The organism is Massilia atriviolacea, assembly GCF_003953935.1.
Classification (GTDB): domain Bacteria; phylum Pseudomonadota; class Gammaproteobacteria; order Burkholderiales; family Burkholderiaceae_D; genus Telluria_A; species Telluria_A atriviolacea.
Genome location: NZ_RXLQ01000033.1, coordinates 1 through 25,082 on the forward strand (window position 1 = coordinate 1; position 25,082 = coordinate 25,082).

The 25,082-nt window shown below is 68.2% G+C and carries 3 protein-coding genes; all 3 read right to left on the reverse strand.

Features of this window, described 5'->3' with window-relative positions; all coding sequences use genetic code 11:
• Positions 1-14,831, reverse strand: a 14,831-nt coding sequence (locus tag EJB06_RS30815; protein ID WP_164558089.1) for a non-ribosomal peptide synthetase, incomplete at its 3' end; no start/stop codon positions are given.
• 90 nt (positions 14,832-14,921) lie between these two features.
• Complete coding sequence (locus tag EJB06_RS30820; protein ID WP_126077855.1) at positions 14,922-21,224, reverse strand: non-ribosomal peptide synthetase/type I polyketide synthase; 6,303 nt, start codon at positions 21,222-21,224, stop codon at positions 14,922-14,924.
• Between the two features lie 18 nt (positions 21,225-21,242).
• Positions 21,243-25,082, reverse strand: a 3,840-nt coding sequence (locus EJB06_RS30825; RefSeq protein WP_126077856.1) for a non-ribosomal peptide synthetase, incomplete at its 5' end; no start/stop codon positions are given.

Sequence of the window (25,082 nt, forward strand, 5' to 3'; positions counted from 1 at the left end):
AGGTCGAAGTTGATCGACGTCGAGAACAGTGTCTGCTCCAGCTGTTCCCTGACGAACGATTGCTGCGCCCAGGCGATGAAGTTGACGGCATTCCGGTGCTCGATCATCACGCCCTTCGGCATGCCGGTCGATCCGGACGTGTAGATGACATACGCGAGACTGGCGGCCGACGCCTGCGATGGCACATTGGCGCCGCTTTGCGCCGCAAGCTGCGCGTCGTCAACCAGCACAACGGGAACCGCATGCGCGGGCAGGATGTGGGACAAGGAATGCTGCGTCAACAGCGCAACCGGCGAGCAGTCGCCGAGCATGTACGCCAGACGGTCCGCCGGATAAGCGGGATCGAGCGGCACGTACGCGGCGCCGGCCTTCAGGATGCCGAGCAGGCCGGTTACCATGTCGATGCCGCGCTCCAGGCAGACCGCCACGCAGTCGTCGGCTTGCACTCCCATCGTACGCAGATGGTGCGCCAGCTTGTTGGCACGCTGGTTCAACTGGGCGTAGGTGAGCGTGCTGCCTTCGAAGGTCAGCGCCGGCGCGTCGGGAAGGCGCGCAGCCTGTTCCTCGAACAGCTGATGGATCAGCGCCTGCTCGGGGAAGTCCAGCACACTGTCGTTGAACTGCTCAAGCAGGCGGCGTCGCTCGTCGCTGCCGACCAGATTGAGCCGGCTCACGCGCTGCTGTTCGTCCGTCACCATGGCGCACAGCAGAAGCGAGAAGCGCTCCGCCAGGCGTTCCATGGTGGCCGGGTCGAACAGGTCGCTGGCGTAATCGAGCTGGCCGGCGATCACGTCGCCATGTTCGGTCAGCGCCAGGCTCAGATCGAAGTGGGTGCTGCCGCCGGCCTGGCCGACCGGCGTGATGTCCAGACCCTGCAAGCCGCCGCTGGCCGCGACCGGCGTGTTATTCATGGTGAGCATCGACTGGAATACAGGGCTGTAGCTCATCGAGCGCACCGGTTTGAGCGCATCGACTACCTGCTCGAATGGCAGGTCCTGATGCTGGTACGCGTCAAGCGTCGACGCCTTGACCTGCGCCAGCAGCTCGGCCACCGTCGGATCGTCGTCCAGGCGTACGCGCAGGGCCAGTGTATTGACAAAGAAGCCGATCAGCGCTTCGACTTCGGTGCGCTGGCGATTGGCCACCGGCGTGCCGATGACGATATCGTGCTGTCCGCTCATGCGCGCCAGCAGGCTTGACCAGCCGGCCAGCATGGTCATGAACAGGGTGGTGCCATGGCGGCGACTCAGGTTGCGCAGGCTGTTGGTGAGGGCGCCGGGCAGCACGAAGCGCACTTCGCCGCCCGCGTAGCTTTGCACCGCTGGACGCGGACGGTCGGTCGGCATTTCCAGCAGCGCCGGGGCGCCGGCCAGATGATTCGACCAGAACGCGGTTTGCTGCGCCAGCACCTCCCCTTGCAGCCAGCCGCGTTGCCATGCGGCGTAGTCGGCATACTGGATTGCCAGCGGTGGCAGCGGGTCGGCCTGCAGCGTGCTGAAAGCGGCATACAAGGCGCTGACTTCGCGCACCAGCACGCCCATCGACCAGCCATCGGAAATGATGTGGTGCTGGGTGATCAGCAGAATGTGCTCGTCGTCGCCGACACGCAGCAGCCGACCCCGGATCAACGGACCGGTGGCGAGGTTGAACGGCGCCCGTGCCTCGTCGGCCTGCGCAGCCTCATGCCCGGCCATGCCGCGCAGGTCGGCATGAGCCAGCGCGAAGCCCTGGTCCGCGTCGCCGATGACCTGGACCGCCACGCCCCCGACGGTGACGAAACTGGTGCGCAGACTCTCGTGGCGCGCCACGATGCGGTCCAGCGCGGCCCGCAGGGCGGACTTGTCGAGCGCCCCCTTGAGCCGCAGAGCGAGCGGCATGTGATATGCCGCGCCGGCGGCGCTATCCAACTGATCGAGGAACCACAGCCGCTGCTGGGCGAACGACAGCGGCAGCGGCCCGTTGCGGTCGGCGACGGCGATCGCCGTCATCGTCGCGGCAGCGCCGCGCGCCACCAGCGCCGCAAAATCGATCAGCGCGGGATGGGCAAAAAGATCGCGCAGGCTGACTTCGACGCCAAGCTCCTGGCGCAGGCGCGCCACCAGCTGCACCGCCATCAGCGAGTGCCCGCCAAGTTCGAAGAACTGGTCGTGCCGGCCCACGGCATCAACACCCAGCAGCTCCTGCCAGATGCGCGCGACGGCCGTTTCCGTCGCGCCGCTCGGCGCCTGGTACTCGCGTACGATGATGGCGCTGCCGTCCGGCCTCGGCAAGGCGTTGCGGTCAAGCTTGCCGTTGGCGGTCAGCGGGAACCCTTCAAGCGTGACAAAGGCGCTTGGAATCATGTAGTCGGCAAGATGCTCTGCCAGCTGGCTGCGCAGGGCTGCCGGCGCCAGCTCCGCACCGACCAGGTAGGCCACCAGGCGTTTATCGCCCGGCACATCCTCGCGCGCCAGCACCACCGCTTCGCGCACGCCGTCGCAGTCCAGCAGCCGCGCCTCGATTTCACCGAGCTCGATGCGGAAGCCGCGGATCTTGACCTGGAAGTCGTTGCGTCCCAGGTAGTCGATGCTGCCGTCGGCCAGCCAGCGGCCGATGTCGCCCGTCTTGTACAGGCGCGCACCGGCTTGTGCGCCGAACGGATCGGGGATGAAGCGCTCCGCCGTCAGCGCGTCGCGATTGAGGTAGCCGCGCGCCACGCCAGCGCCGCCGACATACAGTTCGCCGGCCACGCCGACCGGTACCGGCTGGCGCAGCGCATCGAGAATGTAGACCTGCAGGTCGGGAATCGGGCGTCCGACCGGACTGCCCATGCCTGCCTGCGCGTCGCTCGCCGTCAGTGCGCGATAGGTCACGTGCACCGTGGTCTCGGTAATGCCGTACATGTTCACCAGCGTGGTAGCCGCATTGCATGGACGGCGGTACCACGGCTGCAGCGATGCCGTTTCCAGCGCCTCGCCGCCGAAGACCACCCAGCGCAGCTGGTGCGCTTCGCCATGCTCGCCCTGGGCCGCGATCAACTGACGGAACGCGCTCGGAGTCTGGTTTAGCACCGTCACACCCTCGCTGCACAACAGCGCGTAGAAGTCCTGCGGCGAACGGCTGGTCAGGTAAGGCACGACCACCAGGCGGCCGCCCTTGAGCAGCGCCCCCCAGATTTCCCATACCGAGAAGTCGAAGGCGAACGAATGGAACAGGGTCCACACATCGCCGCGTCCGAAGCCGAACCAGTGGTCGGTGGACGAGAGCAGTCGGGTCACCTGGCGGTGCTCGACCATCACGCCTTTCGGCTGGCCGGTGGAGCCGGACGTGTAGATCACGTAAGCCAGATGCGCGGCGCCCAGTCCCGCCACATCCGGATTGGCGTCGCTATGCGCGGCGACGATGCCCGCTTCCACCGCGCCGTCGAGCACCAGCACCGGCACACCGTGCGCAGGCAGGCTGCCGGCCAGCGCGGCCTGGGTCAGCAGGACCACCGGTGCGCTGTCGGCCAGGGTGAAGGCCAGGCGCTCCTGCGGATAGGCCGGATCGAGCGGCACGTAGCCGGCGCCGGCTTTCAGGATGGCCAGCAGGCCGGCCACCATGTCCAGGCCGCGCTCGACGCAGATCGCCACGCGCTGATCCGGCTTGACGCCGAGCGACAGCAGGCGGTGCGCCAGGCGGTTGGCCTGGCGATTCAACTGGGCATAGCTGACGCTCGTTCCTTCGAAGCTCAGGGCCGCCGCATCGGGATGCGCCAGCACCTGCTGTTCGAACAGTTGATGAATCAGCTGCGCCTCGCCGGCCGGCACGGTGCACGCATTAAAGCCTTCCAGCACCTGCGCACGCTGCGCGGCGCCCAGCAAAGGCAGTTCCGCCACGCTGCGCGAGTCGTCTTCCACCATCGCCCCCAGCAGGACCTGGAAGCAATCGGCCAGGCGCTCCATGCTGCCCTCGTCAAACAGGGCGCTGGCGTACGTCAGGCTGCCGCCGATGATGCCGCCCGCCTCGCTCATGGCCAGCGACAGGTCGAAGTGAGTGGTGGTGCGCGTCTGTTCGACGCTGCCGATCTCCAGGCCCGGCAGCGACACGCCACCGCCTTTGGCCTCGTTATCGAATGTGAGCAAGGCCTGGAACAGCGGGCTATGGCTCATCGAGCGCACCGGCTTGAGCGCATCGACCACCTGGTCGAACGGAATATCCTGATGGCTGTAGGCGTCGAGCGTATCGCGCCTGACCTGCGCCAGCAGGGCCGCCACGCTCGGGGCATCGGCGATGCGGATGCGCAGCGCCAGGGTGTTGACGAAAAATCCCATCAGCGCTTCGGTTTCGCTGCGGCCGCGATTGGCGATCGGCGTACCGATCACCACATCGTCCTGGCCGCTCATGCGCGCCAGCAGCACGCCCCATGCGGCCAGCGCCGTCATGAACAAGGTGGTGCCGTGGCGCTGGCTCAGTTGCCGCAAGCCGGCGCTGACATCGGCATCGAGCATGAAGCTCACGCTGCGCCCCGCATAGCTTTGCTCGGCCGGACGCGGACGGTCGGTCGGCAAGGCCAGCAAGGCCGGCGCGCCGGCAAGGTGCCTTGTCCAGAAATCGACCTGCTCCTGCAAGGCGTCGCCCTGCAGCCAGGCGCGCTGCCAGGCCGCATAGTCGGCATACTGGATGCCCAATGGCGCCAGCGGATCCGGGCTGCCGTCGCGCATGGCGGCGTACAGCGCGCCGACCTCGTTGACCAGCACCCCGAGCGACCAGCCGTCCGAGATGATGTGATGCTGGCAAAGCAGCAGCACGTGCACGCCCGCCTCCAGGCGTACCAGGGCGGCGCGAATCAGCGGCCCTTGCGACAGGTCGAAGGCGCCCTGGAATACCTCGGCCTTGATGCGCTCGAAATTGGCCTCCCGGTTCTCGCGGCACAGGGGGCTCAGGTCGTGCTCCTGCATGGCCAGGCCGATATCGGCGGCGCCGATGCGCTGCACCGGCTGCTCGTCGTGCATGACGAAGGTGGTGCGCAGGATCTCGTGGCGCGCCACGATGCGGTCCAGCGCCGCCTTCAGCGCGGGCAGGTCGAGTTCTCCTTCCAGGCGCAGGCCGGCCGGCATGTGGTAGGCGGCACCGGCGGCCGCATCGAGCCGGTCGAGGAACCACAGGCGCTGCTGCGCCCACGACAGCGGCAGCGGTCCGCTGCGGTCGGCGGCCGGAATGGCGCCAACCGCGCTCGCGGCCGCGCCGCCCAGCTGCGCCGCAAAAGCGTCGAGCACGGGGAAGGCAAACAGCTCGCGCAAGGCGACCTCGATACCGATTTCCTGGCGAATCCGCGACACCACGCGCACCGCCAGCAGCGAGTGTCCGCCCATGTCGAAGAAGTGGTCGTTGCGGCCGACCCGCTGCACCTGCAGCAGGTCTTGCCAGATCAGCGCGACGGCCTGCTCCAGCGGCCCTTGCGGCGCCTCGTACTGGCGCGTGACCATGTCGCCCATGTCGGGCGCGGGCAAGGCGCGGCGGTCCAATTTGCCGTTGGCGTTGAGCGGCATGCGCTCGATGTGGACAAAGGCGGCCGGCAGCATGTAGTCGGCCAGGTGCTGGGCCAACTGCCTGCGCAGGTCGGCTGCATCGACGGCGGCGCCGGTCAGGTAGGCCACCAGGCGCAGGTCGCCCGCACCGAGGTCGCGCGCCAGCACCACTGCTTCGCGCACGCCCTCGCAGGCAAGCAGGCGCGCTTCGATCTCGCCCAGTTCGATGCGGTAGCCGCGAATCTTGACCTGGAAGTCGTTACGGCCAAGGTAGTCGATATTGCCGTCCTCGCGCCAGCGCGCCAGGTCCCCGGTGCGGTACAGGCGCGCCTGCGGGTCGGCGCCGAACGGGTCGGCGACAAAACGATCTGCCGTCAGTTCGGGGCGGTTCAGGTAACCGCGCGCCACGCCGGCGCCGCCGATATACAGTTCTCCGGTCACGCCGACCGGCACCGGCTGGCGCTCGCCGTCGAGCACATATACCTGCGCGTTGGCCAGCGGACGGCCGATGTGCGGCTTCCTGTCGCTTGCCAGGATGCGCCCCAGGGTGGCGTCGACCGTGCATTCGGTCGGGCCGTACATATTAAAGAAGCGGGTGCGCGCCGACTGCTTGAGCCGGTCCCAGGTCGCGGCCTGGATTGGTTCGCCGCCCAGCAGCACGCTGTATGGTGCGTACGCGGGATGCTCCAGCAGGCCGGCGGCGAGGAGTACTTCCAGCTGTGACGGCGTGCTGTCGAAGACGTCGATGCGGTGCCGCGCCAGCCAGTCCAGCATCTGCGCGCCGTCGGCACGGATGTCCTGCGGGACCGGATGGATGCAGTGGCCGGACAGCAGTTGCAGCCAGCCCTTCCACGACATGTCGAAGGCGTAGGACGCGTTCAGGCCGATCTGCGCAGGCTGCGGGCAACCCTCGTGGGTCGACCTGCACATCGCCTGCCAGAAGTTGATGGCCGACCGGTGTTCGACCATCACGCCCTTGGCGGCGCCGGTGGAGCCGGACGTGTAGATCACGTAGGCGACATCGCGCGCGCCGAGTTCCGGCACGGCCGGATCGCTTGCGGCTGCGGCGGCGAACAGCGGGCCGTCGAGGTCATGTACCGGCACGGCGGCGGTCAGGCCGGTGGATGCGGTAGTGAGCACGCACAGCGCACCGCTGTCGGCCAGCATGTAGGCGATGCGGTCGGCCGGCTGGTCCGGCTCCATCGGCACATAGGCCGCGCCGCACTTCATGATGCCCAGCCAGCCGATGGCCATGGCCACGCCGCGCCCGACGCACAGCGCCACGCGGTCGCCGGTTTTCACGCCCATGCCGGTCAGGGTATGCGCGACCTGGTTGGCGCGGCGGTTCAGTTCCGCGTAGGTGATGCTGTCGTCCCCGTACACCACGGCAAGGGATTCTGGCTGCGCGTCCGCCTGTTCTTCGAACATGCCATGGATGGTGCGCTCGCGCGGGAAGTCGCAGGCGGTGTCGTTGAAGCCGGTCGTGACCTGCGCGCGGCCGTCGGCGCCGAGCAGGTCGAGGCGGCTCACCAGCTGCTGTTCGCCGGCGGCCATCTGGCCCAGCAGGGCCGCGTAGGCGGCAGCGAAGCGTTCGACGGTGGCAGCTTCGAACAGGTCGCAGGCGTAATCGAGGCGGCCGACAATCACGTCGTCCGATTCGGACAAGGCCAGGTTCAGGTCGAAGTGGGTGGTATTGCCAGCCTGTTCGACCGTGCTGATGACCAGTCCCTGCAGGCCGGTGGTGCCGGATGCGGGCGTATTGTTCATGCTCAGCATGACCTGGAACAGCGGCGTGTAGCTCATGCTGCGCACCGGCTTGAGCGCGTCCACCACCTGCTCGAACGGCAGGTCCTGGTGTTCGTAGGCGCCCAGGGTGGCGCTCCTGACCTGCTCCAGCAGGCCGGCCACGGTCAGGCCTTCGGCCAGCGAGACGCGCAGCGCCAGCGTATTGACGAAGAAGCCGATCAGCGCTTCGACTTCGGTGCGCTGGCGGTTCGCCACCGGGGTGCCGATCACCACGTCGTCCTGGCCGCTCAGGCGCGCCAGCAGGGCAGACCAGCCGGCCAGCATGACCATGAACAGGGTGGCGCCATGGCGGGCGCTGAGGGCGCGCAAGGCGGTGGTCAACTCGGGCGGCAGCACGAAGTCGACATGGCGGCCGGCGTAGCCCTGCACGGCCGGACGCGGATGGTCGGCCGGCAGTTCCAGCAGCGCCGGGGCGCCTTCCAGATGCGTTTTCCAGAAGCCGACCTGGCGCGCCAGCACCTCGCCCTGCAGCCAGGCGCGCTGCCAGGCTGCGAAATCGGCATACTGGATCGCCAGAGGCGGCAGCGGATCGGCCTGGCCGGCGCTGAAGGCCGCGTACAGCGCGCTCACTTCGCGCACCAGCACGCCGATCGACCAGCCGTCCGAGACGATGTGATGCTGGGTGATGAGCAGGATATGCTCGTCGTCGCCGAGGCGCAGCAGTTGGCCGCGCACCAGGGGACCGGTGGCCAGGTCGAACGGCGCGCAGCCTTCGGCGTCGCCGATGGCGGCTGCCGCCGCCTGCTGTTCCTCTTCCTCCAGGTGGCGCAGGTCGGTATGCAGCAGAGCAAAGCCCTGCTCCGGCGCGCCGATCACCTGCACCGTTGCGTCGTCGACGCTGCGGAACGTGGTGCGCAGGTTTTCGTGGCGCGCAACGATGCGGTCCAGCGCCGCCTGCAGCGCATGCGGATCGAGCTGGCCCTTGAGGCGCAGCGCGGCCGGCATGTGGTAAGCCGCACCGGCCGCATGATCGAGCTGGTCGAGGAACCACAGGCGCTGCTGCGCGAACGAAAGCGGCAGCGGCGCACTACGGTCGGCCGCCACGATCTGCGTCAGGGTCGCAGCCTTGGCACGCGCGGCGGCCTCGGCGAAGTCGCCCAGGGTCGGGTGGCCGAACAGCTCGCGCATGCTCACTTCCACGCCCAGTTCCTGGCGCAGGCGCCCGACCAGGGTCACCGCCATCAGCGAGTGTCCGCCCAGTTCGAAAAAGTCGTCGTGACGGCCGATCCGGTCGAGACCGAGCAGCTCCTGCCAGATGCGGGCAATCGTCGCTTCGGTCGCGCCCAGCGGCGCCTCGTAGGCGCCGGCCGCCACCGCCGCCATGCCGGGTGCGGGCAGCGCGGCGCGATCGAGCTTGCCGTTGGCGGTCAGCGGATACGCATCGAGCGCGACAAACGCCGACGGCACCATGTAGTCGGGCAGGCAGGCCAGCAGTGCGGTGCGCAGCGTTTCCGGCGCAAACGCCTCCTTGTCCTCGGTCAGCAGGTAAGCCACCAGGCGCTTGGCGCCGGGCGCGTCTTCGCGCGCGATCACCCGTGCTTCGCGCACGCCCTCGCACTCGGCCAGCCTGGCTTCGATCTCGCCAAGCTCGATGCGGAAACCGCGCAGCTTGACCTGGGAGTCGTTACGGCCCAGGCATTCCAGATTGCCGTCGGCCAGCCAGCGTCCCAGGTCGCCGGTCTTGTACAGGCGCGCGCCCTCGCCGCCGAACGGGCTGGCGACAAAGCGTTCATCGGTCAGGTCCGGACGGTTGCGGTAGCCGCGCGCCAGGCCGTCCCCGCCGATGTAGATTTCGCCCGTCACGCCGATCGGCGCGGGCCGCAGCCCGCGGTCGAGCACATACACCTGGGTGTTGGCGATCGGCCGGCCGATCGGCACGCCGCGCGCACCCGGCGCCACCGCCGTCACTTCATAGGTGCAGGCGAAGGTGGTGCTCTCGGTCGGGCCATAGCCGTTGATGAAGTGGGCCGGCGGCTGCGCCTTGCCGAGCGCGCGGGCCACCGTGCGCGGATCGAGCGCATCGCCGCCGACCAGCAGGTAGCGCAGGCGTGCAAAGGCAGGTTCCAGCGCGTCCACGTATTCGTTGAACAGGCCCGCGGTCAGCCACAGCGCGCTGACGCCAGTCTCGATCAGGCGGCGGTTGAAGGCGGCCGGATCGAGCAGGGTCGCCTGCGGCACCAGCACGATGCGCGCGCCGTTCAGCAGGGCGGCCCAGATCTCCCAGGTGCTGGCATCGAAGGATGGACTGGCGCAATGGGCGATGCAATCGTCGGCCCCCAGCGGCGCGAAACCGCCGTTGACGGCCAGGCGCAGCACGTTGCGGTGTTCGACCAGGGTGCCCTTCGGCTTGCCGGTCGAGCCGGAGGTGTAGATGATGTAAGCGAGATTGCGGGCGGTCAGTTCGCCGGCATCGAGGTCGCGCTCGGACTGGGCGCCGATCAGGGCGCTTTCGAGCGCGCCATCCATCACCACCACCGGCACCCCGTGGGCGGCGATGCCGTCGGCCATCGAGGCCTGGGTCAGCAAGACCACCGGCGCGCTGTCTTCCAGCATGAAGGCCAGGCGTTCGGCCGGATAGGCCGGGTCGAGCGGCACATAGCCGGCGCCGGCCTTCAGGATGCCGAGCAGGCCGACGACCAGGTCCAGATTGCGCTCGGCGCAGATGGCCACGCGCTCGTCCGGCTTGACGCCGCGCGCGCGCAGGTAGCGCGCCAGCTGGTTGGCGCGCCGGTTCAATTCGTCGTAGGTCAGGTCGTCGTCGCACGATTCGAGCGCCACAGCCTGCGGCCTGGCCCTGGCCTGCGCTTCGAAGACCTGGTGGATCAGGCCATCGCGCGGGTAGTCGCTGGCGGTATCGTTAAAGCCTTCCACCACCTGCGCGCGCTCCGCCGCGTCCAGCACATCGACAGTGCACAGTTTCGCGTGCGGATCCTGCTCCAGTGCGGCCACGACGCCGGCCACCGCCTTGGTCAGCATGGCGGCAATCCGCTGCGGGTCGACGCCGTCGCACTGCGCGGTGATGGCAAAGCCGTGGTTCAGGTCATCGACGGCCACGCCGATCGGATAGTTGATGCGCTCCTCGCCCGAGAACATGCGGATGCCGTCCCAGGCCGGGCCGGCATCGGCCTTGACGTTGCTGTGGCGGTAGTTCAGCAGGGTAGTAAACAGCGGCAGTTGCGAGGCCACGCCGCTGCAGCCCTGGGCCAGCGCCAGCGAGGCCTGTTCGTGCACCAGTAGGTCGGTCAGCTGGCGATACGCCTGGTCCACCGCCTGCGCCACCGTGGCCTGCGCCAGCGAGACCCGCACCGGCAGCGTATTGACGAACATGCCCATCACCTGGGCCGAGCCCTCTTCGCCCTGCATCCGGCCCAGCAGGACCGTGCCGAACACCACATCGTCACGTCCGCTGCACTGGCCCAGCACCTGGGCCCAGGCGACATGGAACACGACCGCCGGGGTCACGCCGTGGCGGCGCGCCGATTCGCGGATGCGCAGCGCCAGCGCATCGTCCAGCATGGCGTGGGCTTCCTCGACCTGGGAACCGTCGCCCTGCACGTCGAGCAGGCCGAATGGGGCGGTCGGCTCGTCGATGTCGCTCAGTTGCTCACGGAAGTACTGTTCGTGCGCGGAGGCGTCCACGGTCAGGGTGTGGGCGATGAAATTCCGGTACGGTACCGGCGCCGGGAGGCTCTCGCCCAGGCCCTGCATGATGGCCTGCACTTCCGCCACCATGCACTCGAGCGTGACGTGGTCGGACACCAGGTGGTGGTAGGCCAGCGCCAGCAGCCACTCGCCGCTGGCGGCGTCGCGCGCGATGAAGGCTGCCAGCAGCGGCGCGCGCTGCAGGTCGAGGCGCAGGCGGCGCGAATCGACATGCGCCATCAGTTGATCGAGGCAGCCGTCGGCGCCGCCGAAGACCAGTTCTTCGACCGGCAGCGTAGCGGCGCGGAACACCACCTGCACCGGGGTAGCCAGGTCGGCCCACATCACCGCGCTGCGCAGGATGTCGTGGCGGTCGATCACCTGCTGCAGCGCGCCGAGGAAGGCGTCGAGGCGGGCGCGGTGGTCGAAGCCGAGGGCGGCGCACATCAGGTACGGGTCGCCGTCGCTTTCCAGCACATGATGGAACAGCATCCCGGTTTGCAGGGGCGCCAGCGGATAGATATCCTGCACATTGGCTACGCCGCCCGGCACGCGCGCCACGACGCGGTCGATGTCGTCCTGCGACAGGGAGATCAGGGTCAGCATGTCCGGCGTGATACGGGTGCTGTCCGGCCGGATCAGGTTGGGCGGAGCGACCGCGCGGCGCGGACCGCTGCCTTTGGCGCCCAGCAGGGCGGCAAGCGCAGCCACGCTCGGCGCGGCGAAAACGCTGCGCACGTCGGCATTCCAGCCCTGCTTGCGCAACTGCTCGATCACCTTCACCACCATCAGCGAGTGTCCGCCAAGTTCGAAGAAGTGGTCGTGGCGGCCGACCTGTTCGATACCCAGCAAGGGCTGCCAGATGGCGGCGATTGCCAGTTCGGTCTCGCCGTGCGGCGCTTCGTACGCGCGGCTGATGACGGCGCCGGCGTCGGGCGCGGGCAGCGCCTTGCGATCGAGCTTGCCGTTGGCGGTGACCGGGAAGGCGTCGAGCGTCACAAAAGCGCTCGGAATCATGTAATCGGCCAGGTGCGCCGACAACTGGCTGCGCAGGGCCGCCGGCGCCAGGGCCTCGCCGAGCAGATAGGCCACCAGGCGCTGGTCGCCGGGAACGTCTTCGCGCGCCAGCACCACGGCGTCGCGCACGCCTTCGCAGGCCAGCAGGCGCGCTTCGATTTCACCGAGCTCGATGCGAAAGCCCCGGATCTTGACCTGGAAGTCGTTGCGGCCCAGGTATTCCACGTTGCCGTCGGCCAGCCAGCGTCCCAGGTCGCCGGTCTTGTACAGGCGCGCGCCTTCCCTATCGCTGAACGGGTCGCCGATGAAGCGCTCCGCCGTCAGTTCCGGGCGGTTGAAGTAGCCGCGCGCCACCTGCACGCCGCCGATGTGGATTTCGCCCGCGACGCCTTGCGGCACCGGCTGGCCGTGCGCGTCCAGGATGTAGATTCGGGTATTGGCGATCGGACGGCCGATCGGCACCATGCCGGGCCAGCCGCCACTGGTGCAGTCGAACCAGGTGACGTCGACCGCCGCTTCGGTCGGACCGTACAGGTTATGCAGTTCCATCTGCGGCCAGGCCGCGCAAAAGCGCGTGCGCAGCGCCGGCTGCAAGGCCTCGCCGCTGCAGAACACGCGCCTGATGCTGGTGTTGCGCCAGAGCTGCGCCTGCTCCATGAAGGCCTGCAGCATCGACGGCACGAAATGCAGGGTGGTCACGCCGCTGCGGTCGATCAGCTGGCGCAGGTACTCGGGCGACTTGTGCCCTTCCGGCTTGGCCAGCACGATGGCGGCGCCGGCGAGCAGCGGCCAGAAAAACTCCCACACCGACACGTCGAAGCTGAACGGCGTCTTTTGCAGCACGCGGTCGTGCGCGTCCAGCGCAAAGCGCTCCTGCATCCAGTGCAGGCGGTTGGCCACCGCGTGGTGCTCGTTCATCACGCCCTTCGGCATGCCGGTCGACCCAGAGGTATAGATCACGTACGCCAGGCTGGCGCCCGACAGGCCCGCGACGTCCGGATTGCTGCCGTCGCGCCAGGCGATCAGCGGCGCGTCCGCACCGTCGAGCACCACCACCGGCACGCCGGGTGCGGGGAGTACGGCAGCCAGGGCCTGCTGGGTCAGCAGCACCGCCGGTGCGCAGTCAGCCAGCATGAAGGCCAGGCGGTCGACCGGGTAGCCCGGATCGAGCGGCACGTAGCCCGCGCCGGCCTTGAGGATGCCGAACAGGCCGACCACCATGTCGACGCTGCGCTCGACGCAGATGGCCACGCGGTCGTCCGGCTTGACGCCTAGCGCCAGCAGGTGGCGCGCCAGCTGGTTGGCGCGGAAATTGAGTTCGTCGTAGCTGAGGGTCTCGTCCTCGCAGACCAGGGCCGGTGCATCGGGCTGCGCCAGCGCACGCGCTTCGAACAGCCCATGCAGCAATTCGCCCTGGGCATAATTGGTATCGGTGTCGTTAAAGCCGCGCAGTACCTGATGACGCTCGGCCTCGCCCAGCAGCGCCAGGCTGCCGATGCGCTGCGTGTCGTCGGCCACCATGGCCCCGACCAGGCGCTCGAACTGGCCGAACATGCGCTCGATGGTGGCGCTGTCGAACAGGCCGACGGCGTAGCTGAAACCAGCCACGATGTGGGTGCCGGCATCGGTCAGCGCCAGGCTCAGGTCGAACTGGCTGGTGGTCTTTTCCTGTTCGATGCCGGCGATGCTCAGGCCGGGCAACGCCAGCGCGCCGCCGGACGGCGTGTCGTTCATGCTGATCATGGTCTGGAACAGGGGGCTGTAGCTCATGCTGCGCTCGGGCTGCAAGGCGTCGACCACCTGCTCGAACGGCAGGTCCTGGTGTTCGTAGGCGGCCAGGGTGCTGTTCCTGACCTGCTCCAGCAAGCCGGCCACGGTCGGATTGTCGTCCAGGCGCACGCGCAACGCCAGGGTGTTCACAAAAAAGCCGATCAGCGCTTCGATCTCGGTGCGCTGGCGGTTGGCCACCGCCGTGCCGACCACCACGTCGCCCTGACCGCTCAGGCGCGACAACAAGGTGGCCCATGCGGCCAGCATGGTCATGAACAGGGTGACGCCATGGCGCTGGCTCAGTGCGCGCACGCCGTCCGACAGCGCCGGCGACAGGCTGAATTGGGCGGTGGACCCGGCGTGACTCTGCACAGCGGGGCGTGGACGGTCGGTCGGCAGTTCCAGCAACGCCGGCGCGCCGGCCAGGTGGCCGGTCCAGAACGCGATCTGCGCCTGCAGCACCTCGCCCTGCAGCCAGGCGCGCTGCCAGGCCGCATAGTCGGCGTACTGGATCGCCAGCGCCGGCAGCGGGTCGGGCTGGCCCTGCACAAATGCCTGGTACAGGGCGCTCACTTCCGACACCAGCACGCCGATCGACCAGCCGTCCGAAATGATGTGGTGCTGGGTCAGGAGCAGCACATGCTCACGCTCGCCCAGGCGCAGCAACTGGCCGCGAATCAGGGGTCCGGCCGCCAGGTCGAACAGTCGCTTCACTTCCTCGCTACTGATGCGGATGACTTCCGCCTGCTGCGCCTCGCCCTCCAGTTGGCCCAGGTCGGCCTCGCGCAGGTCGAAGCCGCAGTCCGCGGCGCCGATCCGCTGCGACGGCTCGCCGTCCACGCAGGCGAAGGTGGTACGCAGGCTTTCGTGGCGCGCCACCATCCGTTCGAGCGCGGCGCGCAACGCCGCCTTGTCCAAAGCGCCGCTGAGGCGCAGCGCCGCCGGCATATGGTAGGCGGCGCCGGCCGAATGATCGAGTTGATCGAGAAACCACAAGCGCTGCTGCGCGAACGACAAGGGCAAGACCTGGCGGCGGTCGGCGGCGCCGATCGCAGGCGGTGCCTGCGGGCGGGATTGCGCCACCGCCGTCCTCTTCAAACGCAACATCAACAACTCACGCTTACGTGCACTCAGGTCATTCGCTACAGTAGTATTCATCAGGTTCTCGCAGGAGTCATCCGGACGAGAGCCGCGTAATTAATGCAGATACGCTCGCTCTCGCGTCAGGAGCATTTCGACCTCCTCGTCCGAAAGATCGTCGATGTCGCCTATGACATCGTCGATATCGGCAGAGTCGAATTTGCCCAGTTCCGCCAGAAAGATGCCATCCGCAAGGGAGGCAAGGATCGGCGCTTGAAAAACCTTCATCAGCGGGAGATCGATTCCCGTCGCATCACGAAGGCGTGCGACGAACTGGGTGGCCAGCAGCGAATAGCCGCCCAGTTCGAAAAAATGGTCGTTGCGGCCGACTTGCGGCACGCCCAGCAAGGTTTGCCAGATCGCGGCGATCGCGCATTCCAGCTCGCCCTGCGGCGCCTCGTAGCGGCGCGCGACGAGCGCGGCGCCATCCGGTGCGGGCAGCGCCTTGCGGTCCACCTTGCCGTTCGGGGTCAATGGAAAGGCTTCGAGCAGCACAAAGGCGGCCGGCACCATGTATTCGGCCAGCACTGTGCCCAGTTGCGCGCGCAGTTCCGACGGCTGCGGGGCCGCGCCGTCCTGCGCGACCAGGTAGGCCACCAGGCGCTTGTCGCCGGCGACGTCTTCGCGCGCCACTACCACGGCGTCGCGCACGCCGGCGCAGGCGATCAGCTTCGATTCGATTTCACCGAGCTCGATGCGGAATCCTCGCAGCTTGACCTGGAAGTCGTTGCGGCCCATGTAGTCGATATTGCCGTCGGCCAGCCAGCGTCCCAGGTCGCCGGTCTTGTACAGGCGCGCCTCGGGATCGGGTCCGAACGGGTCGGGGATGAAGCGCTGCGCGGTCAGTTCCGGACGATTCAGGTAGCCGCGCGCCACTTGCACGCCGCCGATATGGATCTCGCCGGTCACGCCCACCGGCGCAGGTTCACCAAGCGCGTCGAGGATGTAGATGCGGGTGTTGGCCAGCGGCCGCCCGATCGGCACCATCGGCGGATTGGGGGCCTGGCACTGGTACACGGTGGCGCACACGGTGGCCTCGGTCGGGCCGTAGGAGTTAAACAGCTTGCAGCGCGCCGACCAATGGTCCGCCAGCGCCGGCGGCAGTGCTTCGCCACCGACGATCAGGGTATGCACCTCGCCCAGCTGGGCGTCGGCCGGCAGGGTTGCCAGCACCGCCATCGGCAGGCTGACATGGCTGATGCGGTGCGCGCGCAGGGTGGCGAGCAGCGGCTCGCCCGGCAGCAGCGCGCTGGCCGGCGCCAGGTGCAGGCTGGCGCCGCTGCACAAGGCCATGGCGATTTCGGAGATGCAGACGTCGAAACTGAGCGAGACGAATTGCAGCACGCGGCTGTCGGCATGGACGCCGTAGGTGGCGATCTGCGCGCGCGCCAGGTTGCACAGGCCGCGGTGGGCGTTCATCACGCCTTTCGGCTGTCCGGTGGAGCCGGAGGTGTAGATCACATACGCCAGGTGTTCGCTGGTGAGGCCGAGCGCCTGCGGATCGGGATTGGTGCTGTCGCAAGCCCCGATCAGCGCCAGGTCGGCGGCGCCGTCGAGCAGGACCAGCGGCGTGCCGCCTGCCGGCAGATGCCCTGCCAGCGCGGCCTGCGTCAGCAGGGCCGCCGGCGCGCTGTCGCGCAGCATGAAGGCCAGCCGCTCGGCCGGATAAGCCGGATCGAGCGGAACGTAGCCGGCGCCGGCTTTCATTATGCCCAGCAAGCCGACCACCATGTCGACTCCGCGCGCGGCGCAGATGGCCACCCGGTCGTCGGGCTTGACGCCCAGCGACAGAAGGTGATGCGCAAGCTGGTTGGCGCGGCGGTTAAGTTGTGCATAGCTGACTTTGTCGTCCTCGTACATCAGGGCCAGTGCTTCGGGATGGGCCGCCACGCGTTCTTCGAACAGGTGGTGGATCAATTCGTCCTGCGGATACCTCGCCGCAGTGTCATTGAATCCTGACAGTATTCGATCGCGCTGGGTATCTGTAAGAAACGACAGTTGACGCACCTTGGCCGTCGCGGCGCCCGCCATTGCGCCCAGCAAAACGAGGAAATGGCCGGCGATCCGCTCCACGGTGGAAGCGTCGAAAAGATCGCTGGCGTAGTTGATCGAGCCGCCGATCTGCTCTCCGCTGTCGTCCAGCGACAGCAGCAGGTCGCACTGCGCCGTGTTTTCGGCGGTGTCGCAGTGGCTCAGGGTCAGGCCCGACATGGACAGCGCGCTGTCGGCCGGCGTGTTGTGCAGGTTCAGCATGGCCTGGAACAGGGGGCCGTAGCTCATGCTGCGTTCCGGCTGCAGCGCTTCGACCACGTGATCGAACGGCAGGTCCTGGTGATCGTAGGCGCCCAGGGTACTGGCCTTGACCTGCTCCAGCAGGCCGGCCACGGTCAGCCCATCGTCGAAGCGCACCCGCAGCGCCAGCGTGTTCACGAAAAAGCCGATCAGCGCTTCGGTTTCGGTGCGCTGGCGGTTCGCCACCGGCGTGCCGACGACGACGTCATCCTGCCCGCTCAGGCGCGCCAGCAGCAGCGACCAAGCCGCCAGCAGCGTCATGAACAGGGTGGTTCCATGGCGCTGGCCGAGCGCGCGCACCGCCGCGGTGAGCGCCGGCGGCAGCACGATCGGCACGTGCCCGCCCGCGTAGCTCTGCACGGCGGGACGCGGCCGGTCGGTCGGCAGCTCCAGCAGCGCCGGGGCGCCGGCAAGGTGACCGGTCCAGAAGGCCGTCTGGGCGCGCAGCACGTCGCCCTGCAGCCAGTCCTGCTGCCAGGCTGCGTAGTCGGCGTACTGGATCGCCAGCGGCGGCAGGGGGTCGGGCCGGCCTTCGCTGAAGGCTTGGTACAGCAAGCCCACTTCGCGCATCAGGATGCCGATCGACCAGCCGTCCGAAATGATGTGGTGCTGGGTGATGAAGAGGATATGTTCGTCGGCCGACAGGCGCACCAGGCGGGCGCGGATCAGCGGCCCTTCCGACAGGCTGAATGGGGCGCTGCCCTCGTCGGCGCCGATCAGGGCGGCGGCCGACTCCTGCTCATGACCGCCCAGGTGACTGAGGTCGTGATGGGACAGCGCAAAGCCGCTGCCGGCCGGCGCGATCACCTGCACGGTGGCGCCATCGACCTCGGCGAAGGTGGTGCGCAGGCTGGCCTGGCGCGCGACGATGCGGTCCAGGGTGGCCTGCAGGACCGCGATGTCGAGCGGGCCTTCGATGCGCAAGCCCTTGAGGATATGGTAGGCCGCGCTGGCGGCCGGGTCGAGCTGGGCGATGAAGCACAGGCGGCGCTGTGCGAACGAGGGCGCCACCATCCTGCCGGGTTCGCGCACGGCCAATACCGGCGCGTCATTCGCGGCGCCGGCGCCGGCCAGGGCCACCTCGCGCGCCTGGGCGGCCACGGTCGACGCCCGGAACAGGGTGCGCAGCGGCACGTCGACCCGGAATCCGGCGCGGATGCGGCTGGCCAGCTGGATGGCGATCAGCGAATTCCCGCCGAGGATGAAGAAGTCGTCGGCGCTGCCGACCGGCGCCACGCCCAGGATCTCTTCCCAGATCGCGCACAGGGCGGATTCGGTGGCGCCCTGCGGCGCCACGAAGGTGGTCGGCAAGGCCGGCCGGGCATAGGTGGACAGGGCTTGACGCGGCGCCGATTCGGCCTGCGCCAGGTCGACCGTGGCTGCCGATGCGACCATCGCCTGTTTGCTGCCGGCCTCGATCCAGTAGCGCTGGCGCTCGAACGGATAGGTCGGCAGCGCGATGCGGTAGCGGCGCTGGCCGCCGTAAAAGGCGTTCCAGTCGACGTCGGCGCCATGCGCCCACAGCTGGCCGAGGGCGTCGAGCGCCGCCGTCAGGCTGGTGACATCGGCATCGCGCCGTGGCAGCGACGCGACCACCCTGGGGGCAGGCATGCCGGCCGCTTCGCGCTTGAGCAGGTTGCACAGGGTGTGGCCGGGGCCGACCTCGAGGAAGACATGGGCTTCGTTCTTGAGCACATGGCGCACGTCGTCGGCAAAGCGCACGGTGCTGCACAGGTGGTCGATCCAGTATTGCGGATCGGTGGCCTGGGCCGCCGTGATCCAGTCGCCGCTCAGGTTCGACAGGTAGGGCAGCGCCGGCGCATGCAGGGCGATGCCGGCGAAGGCGGCGCGGAACTGTTCGACGATGGGCGTCATCAGTCCGGAGTGCGATGCGGGCCAGCCTTGCAGCAGCTGGAAGTCGATGCCGTCGGCCGTCAGCTGGGCCGCCAGCGCCTCGGTCGCCTCGCGCGTACCCGAGATGGTGCACGATTGGCGCGAATTGATACAGGCCAGCCACAGGCCCTCGCCCAGGCGCGCCTGCATCGCTTCGGCCGGCGCCAGCACCGCCAGCATGTTCGCGGTCGGCAGGCTGCCGATCAGGTGTCCGCGCACGGACACGATTTTCAGTGCGTCGGCCAGCGAGAACACGCCGGCCACGCAGGCGGCGACATACTCGCCCAGGCTGTGGCCGACCATCGCCTGCGGACGGATGCCCCATGCCTCGAACTGCCTGACCAGCGCGTATTCGGTTGCGAACAGGGCCGGCAGGGCCAGACCGGTACGGTCCAGGGTGGCGCCGGCCTGCGCGCTGTCGTCGGTGTACATCACGCTGCGCAGGTCGAGCCCGAGCAGCGGCGCGAGGATCTGCGCGCATTCGTCGATGACGGCGCGGTACACGGCTTCCGATTCGTACAGTTCGCGCCCCATGTTGACGTACTGGGTGCCCCCTCCCGGGAACATGAAGACCAGCGGCGGAACCTCGCCGGCGCTGGCCACCGGCACAGGCAGACGCAGCGCGGCCGCGGCTTGCGCACTGTCGGCGGCGGCAAGCGCGCGCCGGTAGCGGAAATGCTCGCGCCCGCGCTGCAGGGTGCAGGCGGCATCGGCCAGGCTGGTGCCGGGCTGCGACTCGAGAAAGCCGGCCAGGTTGGCGCAGGCCGCGTCGAGCGCGGACGGACTGCGGGCCGAGACGATCAGCACCTGGGATGCGCGCGATGGGCCGGACGGCAGCACCGGCAGGGCTTCCTCGAGCACCGCGTGGGCATTGGTGCCGCCGATGCCGAAGGAACTGACCCCGGCACGGCGCGGTAACGACGTCACCGGCCAGTCGCGGAGCGCCGCGTTCACGAAGAAGGGGCTGTTGTCGAAATCGATGTGCGGATTGGCGCGCGTGAAATGCAGGCTCGGTGGCAGCTGGCGGTTCTTCAGCGCCAGCACGGTCTTGATCAGCCCCGCCACGCCGGCGGCGACATCGAGGTGGCCAAGGTTGGTCTTGAGCGAACCGACGGCGCAGAACTGCCTCGCATCGGTCGACGCGGCGAAGGCTTGCTTGAGCGCGCTCATTTCGATCGGATCGCCCAGCATGGTGCCGGTGCCGTGCGCTTCGAGATAACTGATGCTGTCCGCATCCACGCCGGCGATGGCCTGCGCTTCGCTGATGACGGCCGCCTGTCCGTCCACGCTCGGCGCGGTGAAGCTGGCCTTGTCCTTGCCGTCGTTGTTAATCGCCGAACCGCGGATGATGGCATGCACGGTATCGCCATCGGCGCGCGCGTTGGCCAGGCTTTTGAGCACCACGACACCAAGGCCGCTGCCGGCGATGATGCCGGTGGCGTCGGCGTCGAAGGCGCGGCAGTGGCCGTCGGCCGAATACAGCCCGCCCTCGGTGTAGTAGTAGCCGGTCTTGTCGAGATTCGAAATGGCCACGCCGCCGGCCAGCGCGATGTCGCACTCGCCATTCAGGATGCTCTGGCAGGCGATATGCACCGCCACCAGCGAGGTGGAGCACGCCGTCTGCACAACCACTGCCGGTCCGCGCAGGTTCAACTCATACGCGATGCGCCCGCACAGGAAGTCCTTGTCGTTGACCATCATGAGCTGGCGAATGCCGGCCGCCGCCATCACGCCAGGATTGGTGGCGATGTTTTCGATCAGGTAGCTGCTGGTCGCGGTGCCGGCATACAGCCCGATGGCGCCGTCGTAGGAACGCGGTGCGTAACCCGCATGCTCCAGCGCCTCCCAGGCGCACTCCATGAACAGGCGGTGCTGCGGGTCCATCAACTCCGCTTCGCGCGGCGACATGCCGAAGAAGTCGGCGTCGAACTGGTCGATCCCGTCGAGGATCGAGGCGACCTTGATGTAATGCTTGTCGTCGAGCGCGGCCTGCTCCACGCCGGCGCGCAGCAATTCGTCGTCGGAGACGGCCCGCACCGATTCGACGCCGTCGCGCAGGTTGCGCCAGAACTGGTCCAGGTTGGGCGCATCCGGGAAACGCCCCGTCATGCCGATGATGGCAATCGCGTTGCTGTCGTCGTCGTCGTGCTGCACGCTGTCGGTAAATGAGTTCATGTCGTTTTTCCTAAGATGTCAGTGGGTGCGTTTCTGGCGGCTGTCGCGCTGGACGGCCATGCGGTTCTTGCGGGTCTCGGCCCGTGCGATGGCGCCCGGCACGCGGATGGCGGTGCCCTGCCCGGCGTCGAGGAAGCCTGCCAGCCTGGCGATGCTGTTGTGCGTGAAGTAATCGGCAATCGCCAGCCGGCCCGGGAAGGCGGCCGACAGCTCGCTGTGCATCTTCACCAGCAGCAGCGAGTGGCCGCCGGACTCGAAGAAGTTCTCGTTCACGCCGATCCGCTCGCGCCGCAGCAGCTCGCACCAGACCCGTGCCAGCTGTTCCTCGGTGGCGTTGCGGGGAGCGACGTAATCGGGCGCAATGGCGATCTCCGCGCTGGCAGGCAGCGCCTTGCGGTCCAGCTTTCCGTTGGGCGTGAGCGGCAAGGCGTCCAGCACCACGAAGGCGGCCGGCACCATGTAGTCGGCCAGTTGCGCCGACAGGCTGGCGCGCAGCAAGGACGGCGCAAGCGCCGCGCCGTCCTGCGCGACCAGGTAGGCCACCAGGCGCTTGTCGCCCGGCGCATCCTCGCGTGCCATCACCACCGCTTCGCGCACGCCGTCGCAGGCGAGCAGCTTCGATTCGATTTCACCGAGCTCGATGCGAAATCCCCGCAGCTTGACCTGGAAGTCGTTGCGGCCCATGTAGTCGATATTCCCGTCGGCCAGCCAGCGTCCCAGGTCGCCGGTCTTGTACAGGCGCGCCTCGGGGTCAGGGCTGAACGGGTCCGCAATAAAGCGTTGCGCGGTCAGCTCCGGGCGATTCAGGTAACCGCGCGCTACCTGCACGCCGCCGATATGGATTTCGCCGGTCACGCCGAGCGGTGCCGGCCGGCCCGCATCATCGAGGATGTAGATCCGGTTATTCGCCAGCGGCCGCCCGATCGGCACCATCGGCGGATTGGGCGCGCGGCACTGGTACACGGTGGCGCACACGGTGGCTTCGGTCGGGCCATAGGAGTTGAACAGCTTGAAGCGCGCGGACCAGTGATCGGCAAGCGCCGGCGGCAGCGCCTCGCCACCGACGATCAGGGTGTGCACCTCGCCCAGTTGGGCATCGGCGGGCAGCGCCGCCAGCACCGCCATCGGCAGGCTGACATGGCTGATGCGCCGGTCGCGCAAGGTGGCCAGCAGCGGCTCGCCCGGCAGCAGCGCGCTGGCCGGTGCCAGGTGCAGGCTGGCGCCGCTGCACAGGGCCATGGTGACCTCGGAGATGCAGACGTCGAAACTGAGCGAGACGAATTGCAGCACGCGGCTGTCGGCACGCACGCCAAAGGTGTCGATCTGCGCGCGCGCCAGGTTGCACAGGCCGCGGTGGGCGTTCATCACGCCTTTCGGCTGCCCGGTGGAACCCGAGGTGTAGATCACGTACGCAAGATGAGACGCGGTCAGGCCCAGCGCCGCCGGGTCGGGATTTGCGGCCGGAAGGTGCGCGAAGCGCTGCGGTTCGTCGAGCAGCACCAGCGGCACGCCTGATGAAGGCAGATTCGCCGCCAGCGCATCCTCGGTGAGCACGGCCACCGGCGCGCTGTCGCGCAGCATGAAGGCCAGCCGGTCCGCCGGATAGGCGGGATCGAGCGGTACATAGCCGGCGCCCGCTTTCAGGATGCCCAGCAGGCCGGCCACCATGCCGATGCCGCGCGTGGCGCAGATGGCAACGCGGTCGTCGGGCTTGACCCCCAACGCCAGCAGATGATGGGCCAGCCGGTTGGCGCGCGCGTTCAATTCGCCGTAGCTGATCTCCTGCGCGCCGAACGCTGCGGCCAGTGCGTGCGGCTGCGCCGCCGCATGTTGTTCGAACAGCTGGTGAATCAGTTCGTCGCGCGGCCAGTCGGCGGCGCTGCCCTGCAAGCAGTGCAGCAGTTGCGAGCGTTCGGCATCGGCCATGAAGTCGTGCGCGGTATGCAGGCTGTCCGGCGCATTCGCCATGCTGGTGAGGATGGCGACGAAGTAGCCGAGAATGCGTTCCACCTGCGCCGGCGGCATGGCCTTGGCGTCCATGTCGAGATGGATGCCACGACCTTTCTGGTAGCTGCAACTCACGCCCAGGCCGTAGCCGGTGGCCTCGAAGGACTTGGTCAGCCCGCCGTCCTCCGGCTGCGTATCGAGTTCGTCGTAGACGTGGAAATTGATGTAGTTGAAGACGATGTCGTACAGCGGCTGGCGGCCGTTATCGAGGTGCAGCTGGAAGTACGGATAGTCGCGGTGCTGCATCACGTCCAGTTCCGACGCATAGGTGGCCTTGACCAGGTCGCGCCAGCTTGCCGGCCGCAGGTTCTGGCGGAACGGTAGCGTGTTGAGGAACAGGCCCAGGACCTTGTCGCCATCGGTTTCTTCGGGCCGCACGTTGCTGACCAGGCCAGTGGTGACGTCCGTCTTGCCCGACAGGGTCGCCAGCAGGCGCATGTGGGCGCACAGCAGCAAGGTCCGCATCGGCACTTCCTGCTCGCTCGCCAGGGCCTGCAATTTGAGGCAGACCGCGTCCGGCAGGTCGATGCTGCGCACGCGGGCGACATCGTCTTCCGCCGCTTCCGCCGGCGGCAGGGCCGAAAACTCGCGTTCCGCCAGGTAGCCGCTCCAGAACGCGCGCTGTGCCGGCGACTGCAAGGCCTGACGTTCGCGCACGGCGCTGACCTTGGGCGTGAGCGCCAGCGGGGCGAGCGTCAGGGAGCGCGCGCCGCTTTCGCAGAGGGCCGTGTACTGCTTGAACAATTCCGTTTGCAGCGACGCCACGCTCCAGCCGTCGAGGATCGCGTGGTGACCGCTGAAGGTGTACTGGATCTTGTTCGCGCTGCGAACGTGGATGAAGATGCGCAGCAGGGGCGCCGTCGCCAGGTCGAAGCTGCGCTTGAGTTCCTGGTCGAGGAAGGCATGTACCGCCTGGTCCTGCGCGGCGCCGTCCAGGGCGCTGATGTCGGTGACGATCAGCGGAATCGGCGCCTCGGCATGCACCAGTTGCAGCGCTTCGCTGTAGTTGTGCAGATCGAAGGAGGTGCGCAGTACCGGGTGCTTGCTGCCCATCGCGTCGAGTACGATGCGCATGACGTCGGGCTGCCACGACGGCAGGTCGATGCAGTGGCTGCTCACTTCATGGTACAGGCCCGCTTCCTGCTCGTACTGGTTATGGAAGACCATCCCCATCTGCAGCATGGTGACCGGATAGGCGTCGACCACCGACGCGGGCAGCCTGGCGCGGTCGGCATCGTTCATGAACGATACTTCGGTGCGCTCTTCGGTGACGGCTTCGCGCGCGTCCAGCAGCGCGGCCAGGGCGGCGATGGTGGGCGCCTTGAAGATGTCGACAATGGCCAGCGCCAGGCCATGCTCGCGCGCTTTGGCGACGATGGCAATGCTGCGGATGGAGTCCCCGCCCACGTCGAAGAAGTTGTCGTTCACGCCGATCCGCTCGCGCCGCAGTACATCGCCCCAAACCTGGGCCAGCACTTCCTCGGTCGGACCGGACGGCGCCTGGTAGGCGTTGACGGCGAATGCCTCGCCTTCCGGCGCCGGCAGCGCCTTGCGATCGAGCTTGCCGTTGGCCGTCAGCGGAAAGGCGTCCAACGTCACAAAGGCGCCGGGGATCATGTAGTCGGCCAGGTGGGCCGACAGTTGCTCGCGCAACGACGCCGGCGACAGGCCGGCGCCGATCAGGTAGGCGACCAGGCGTTTTTCGCCGGGCGCATCTTCGCGCACCAGCACCACCGCATCCTGCACGCCATCGCAGGCGGTCAGGCGCGCTTCGATCTCGCCCAGTTCGATGCGAAAGCCCCGGATCTTGACCTGAAAGTCGTTGCGGCCGAGGTAGTCGATATTGCCGTC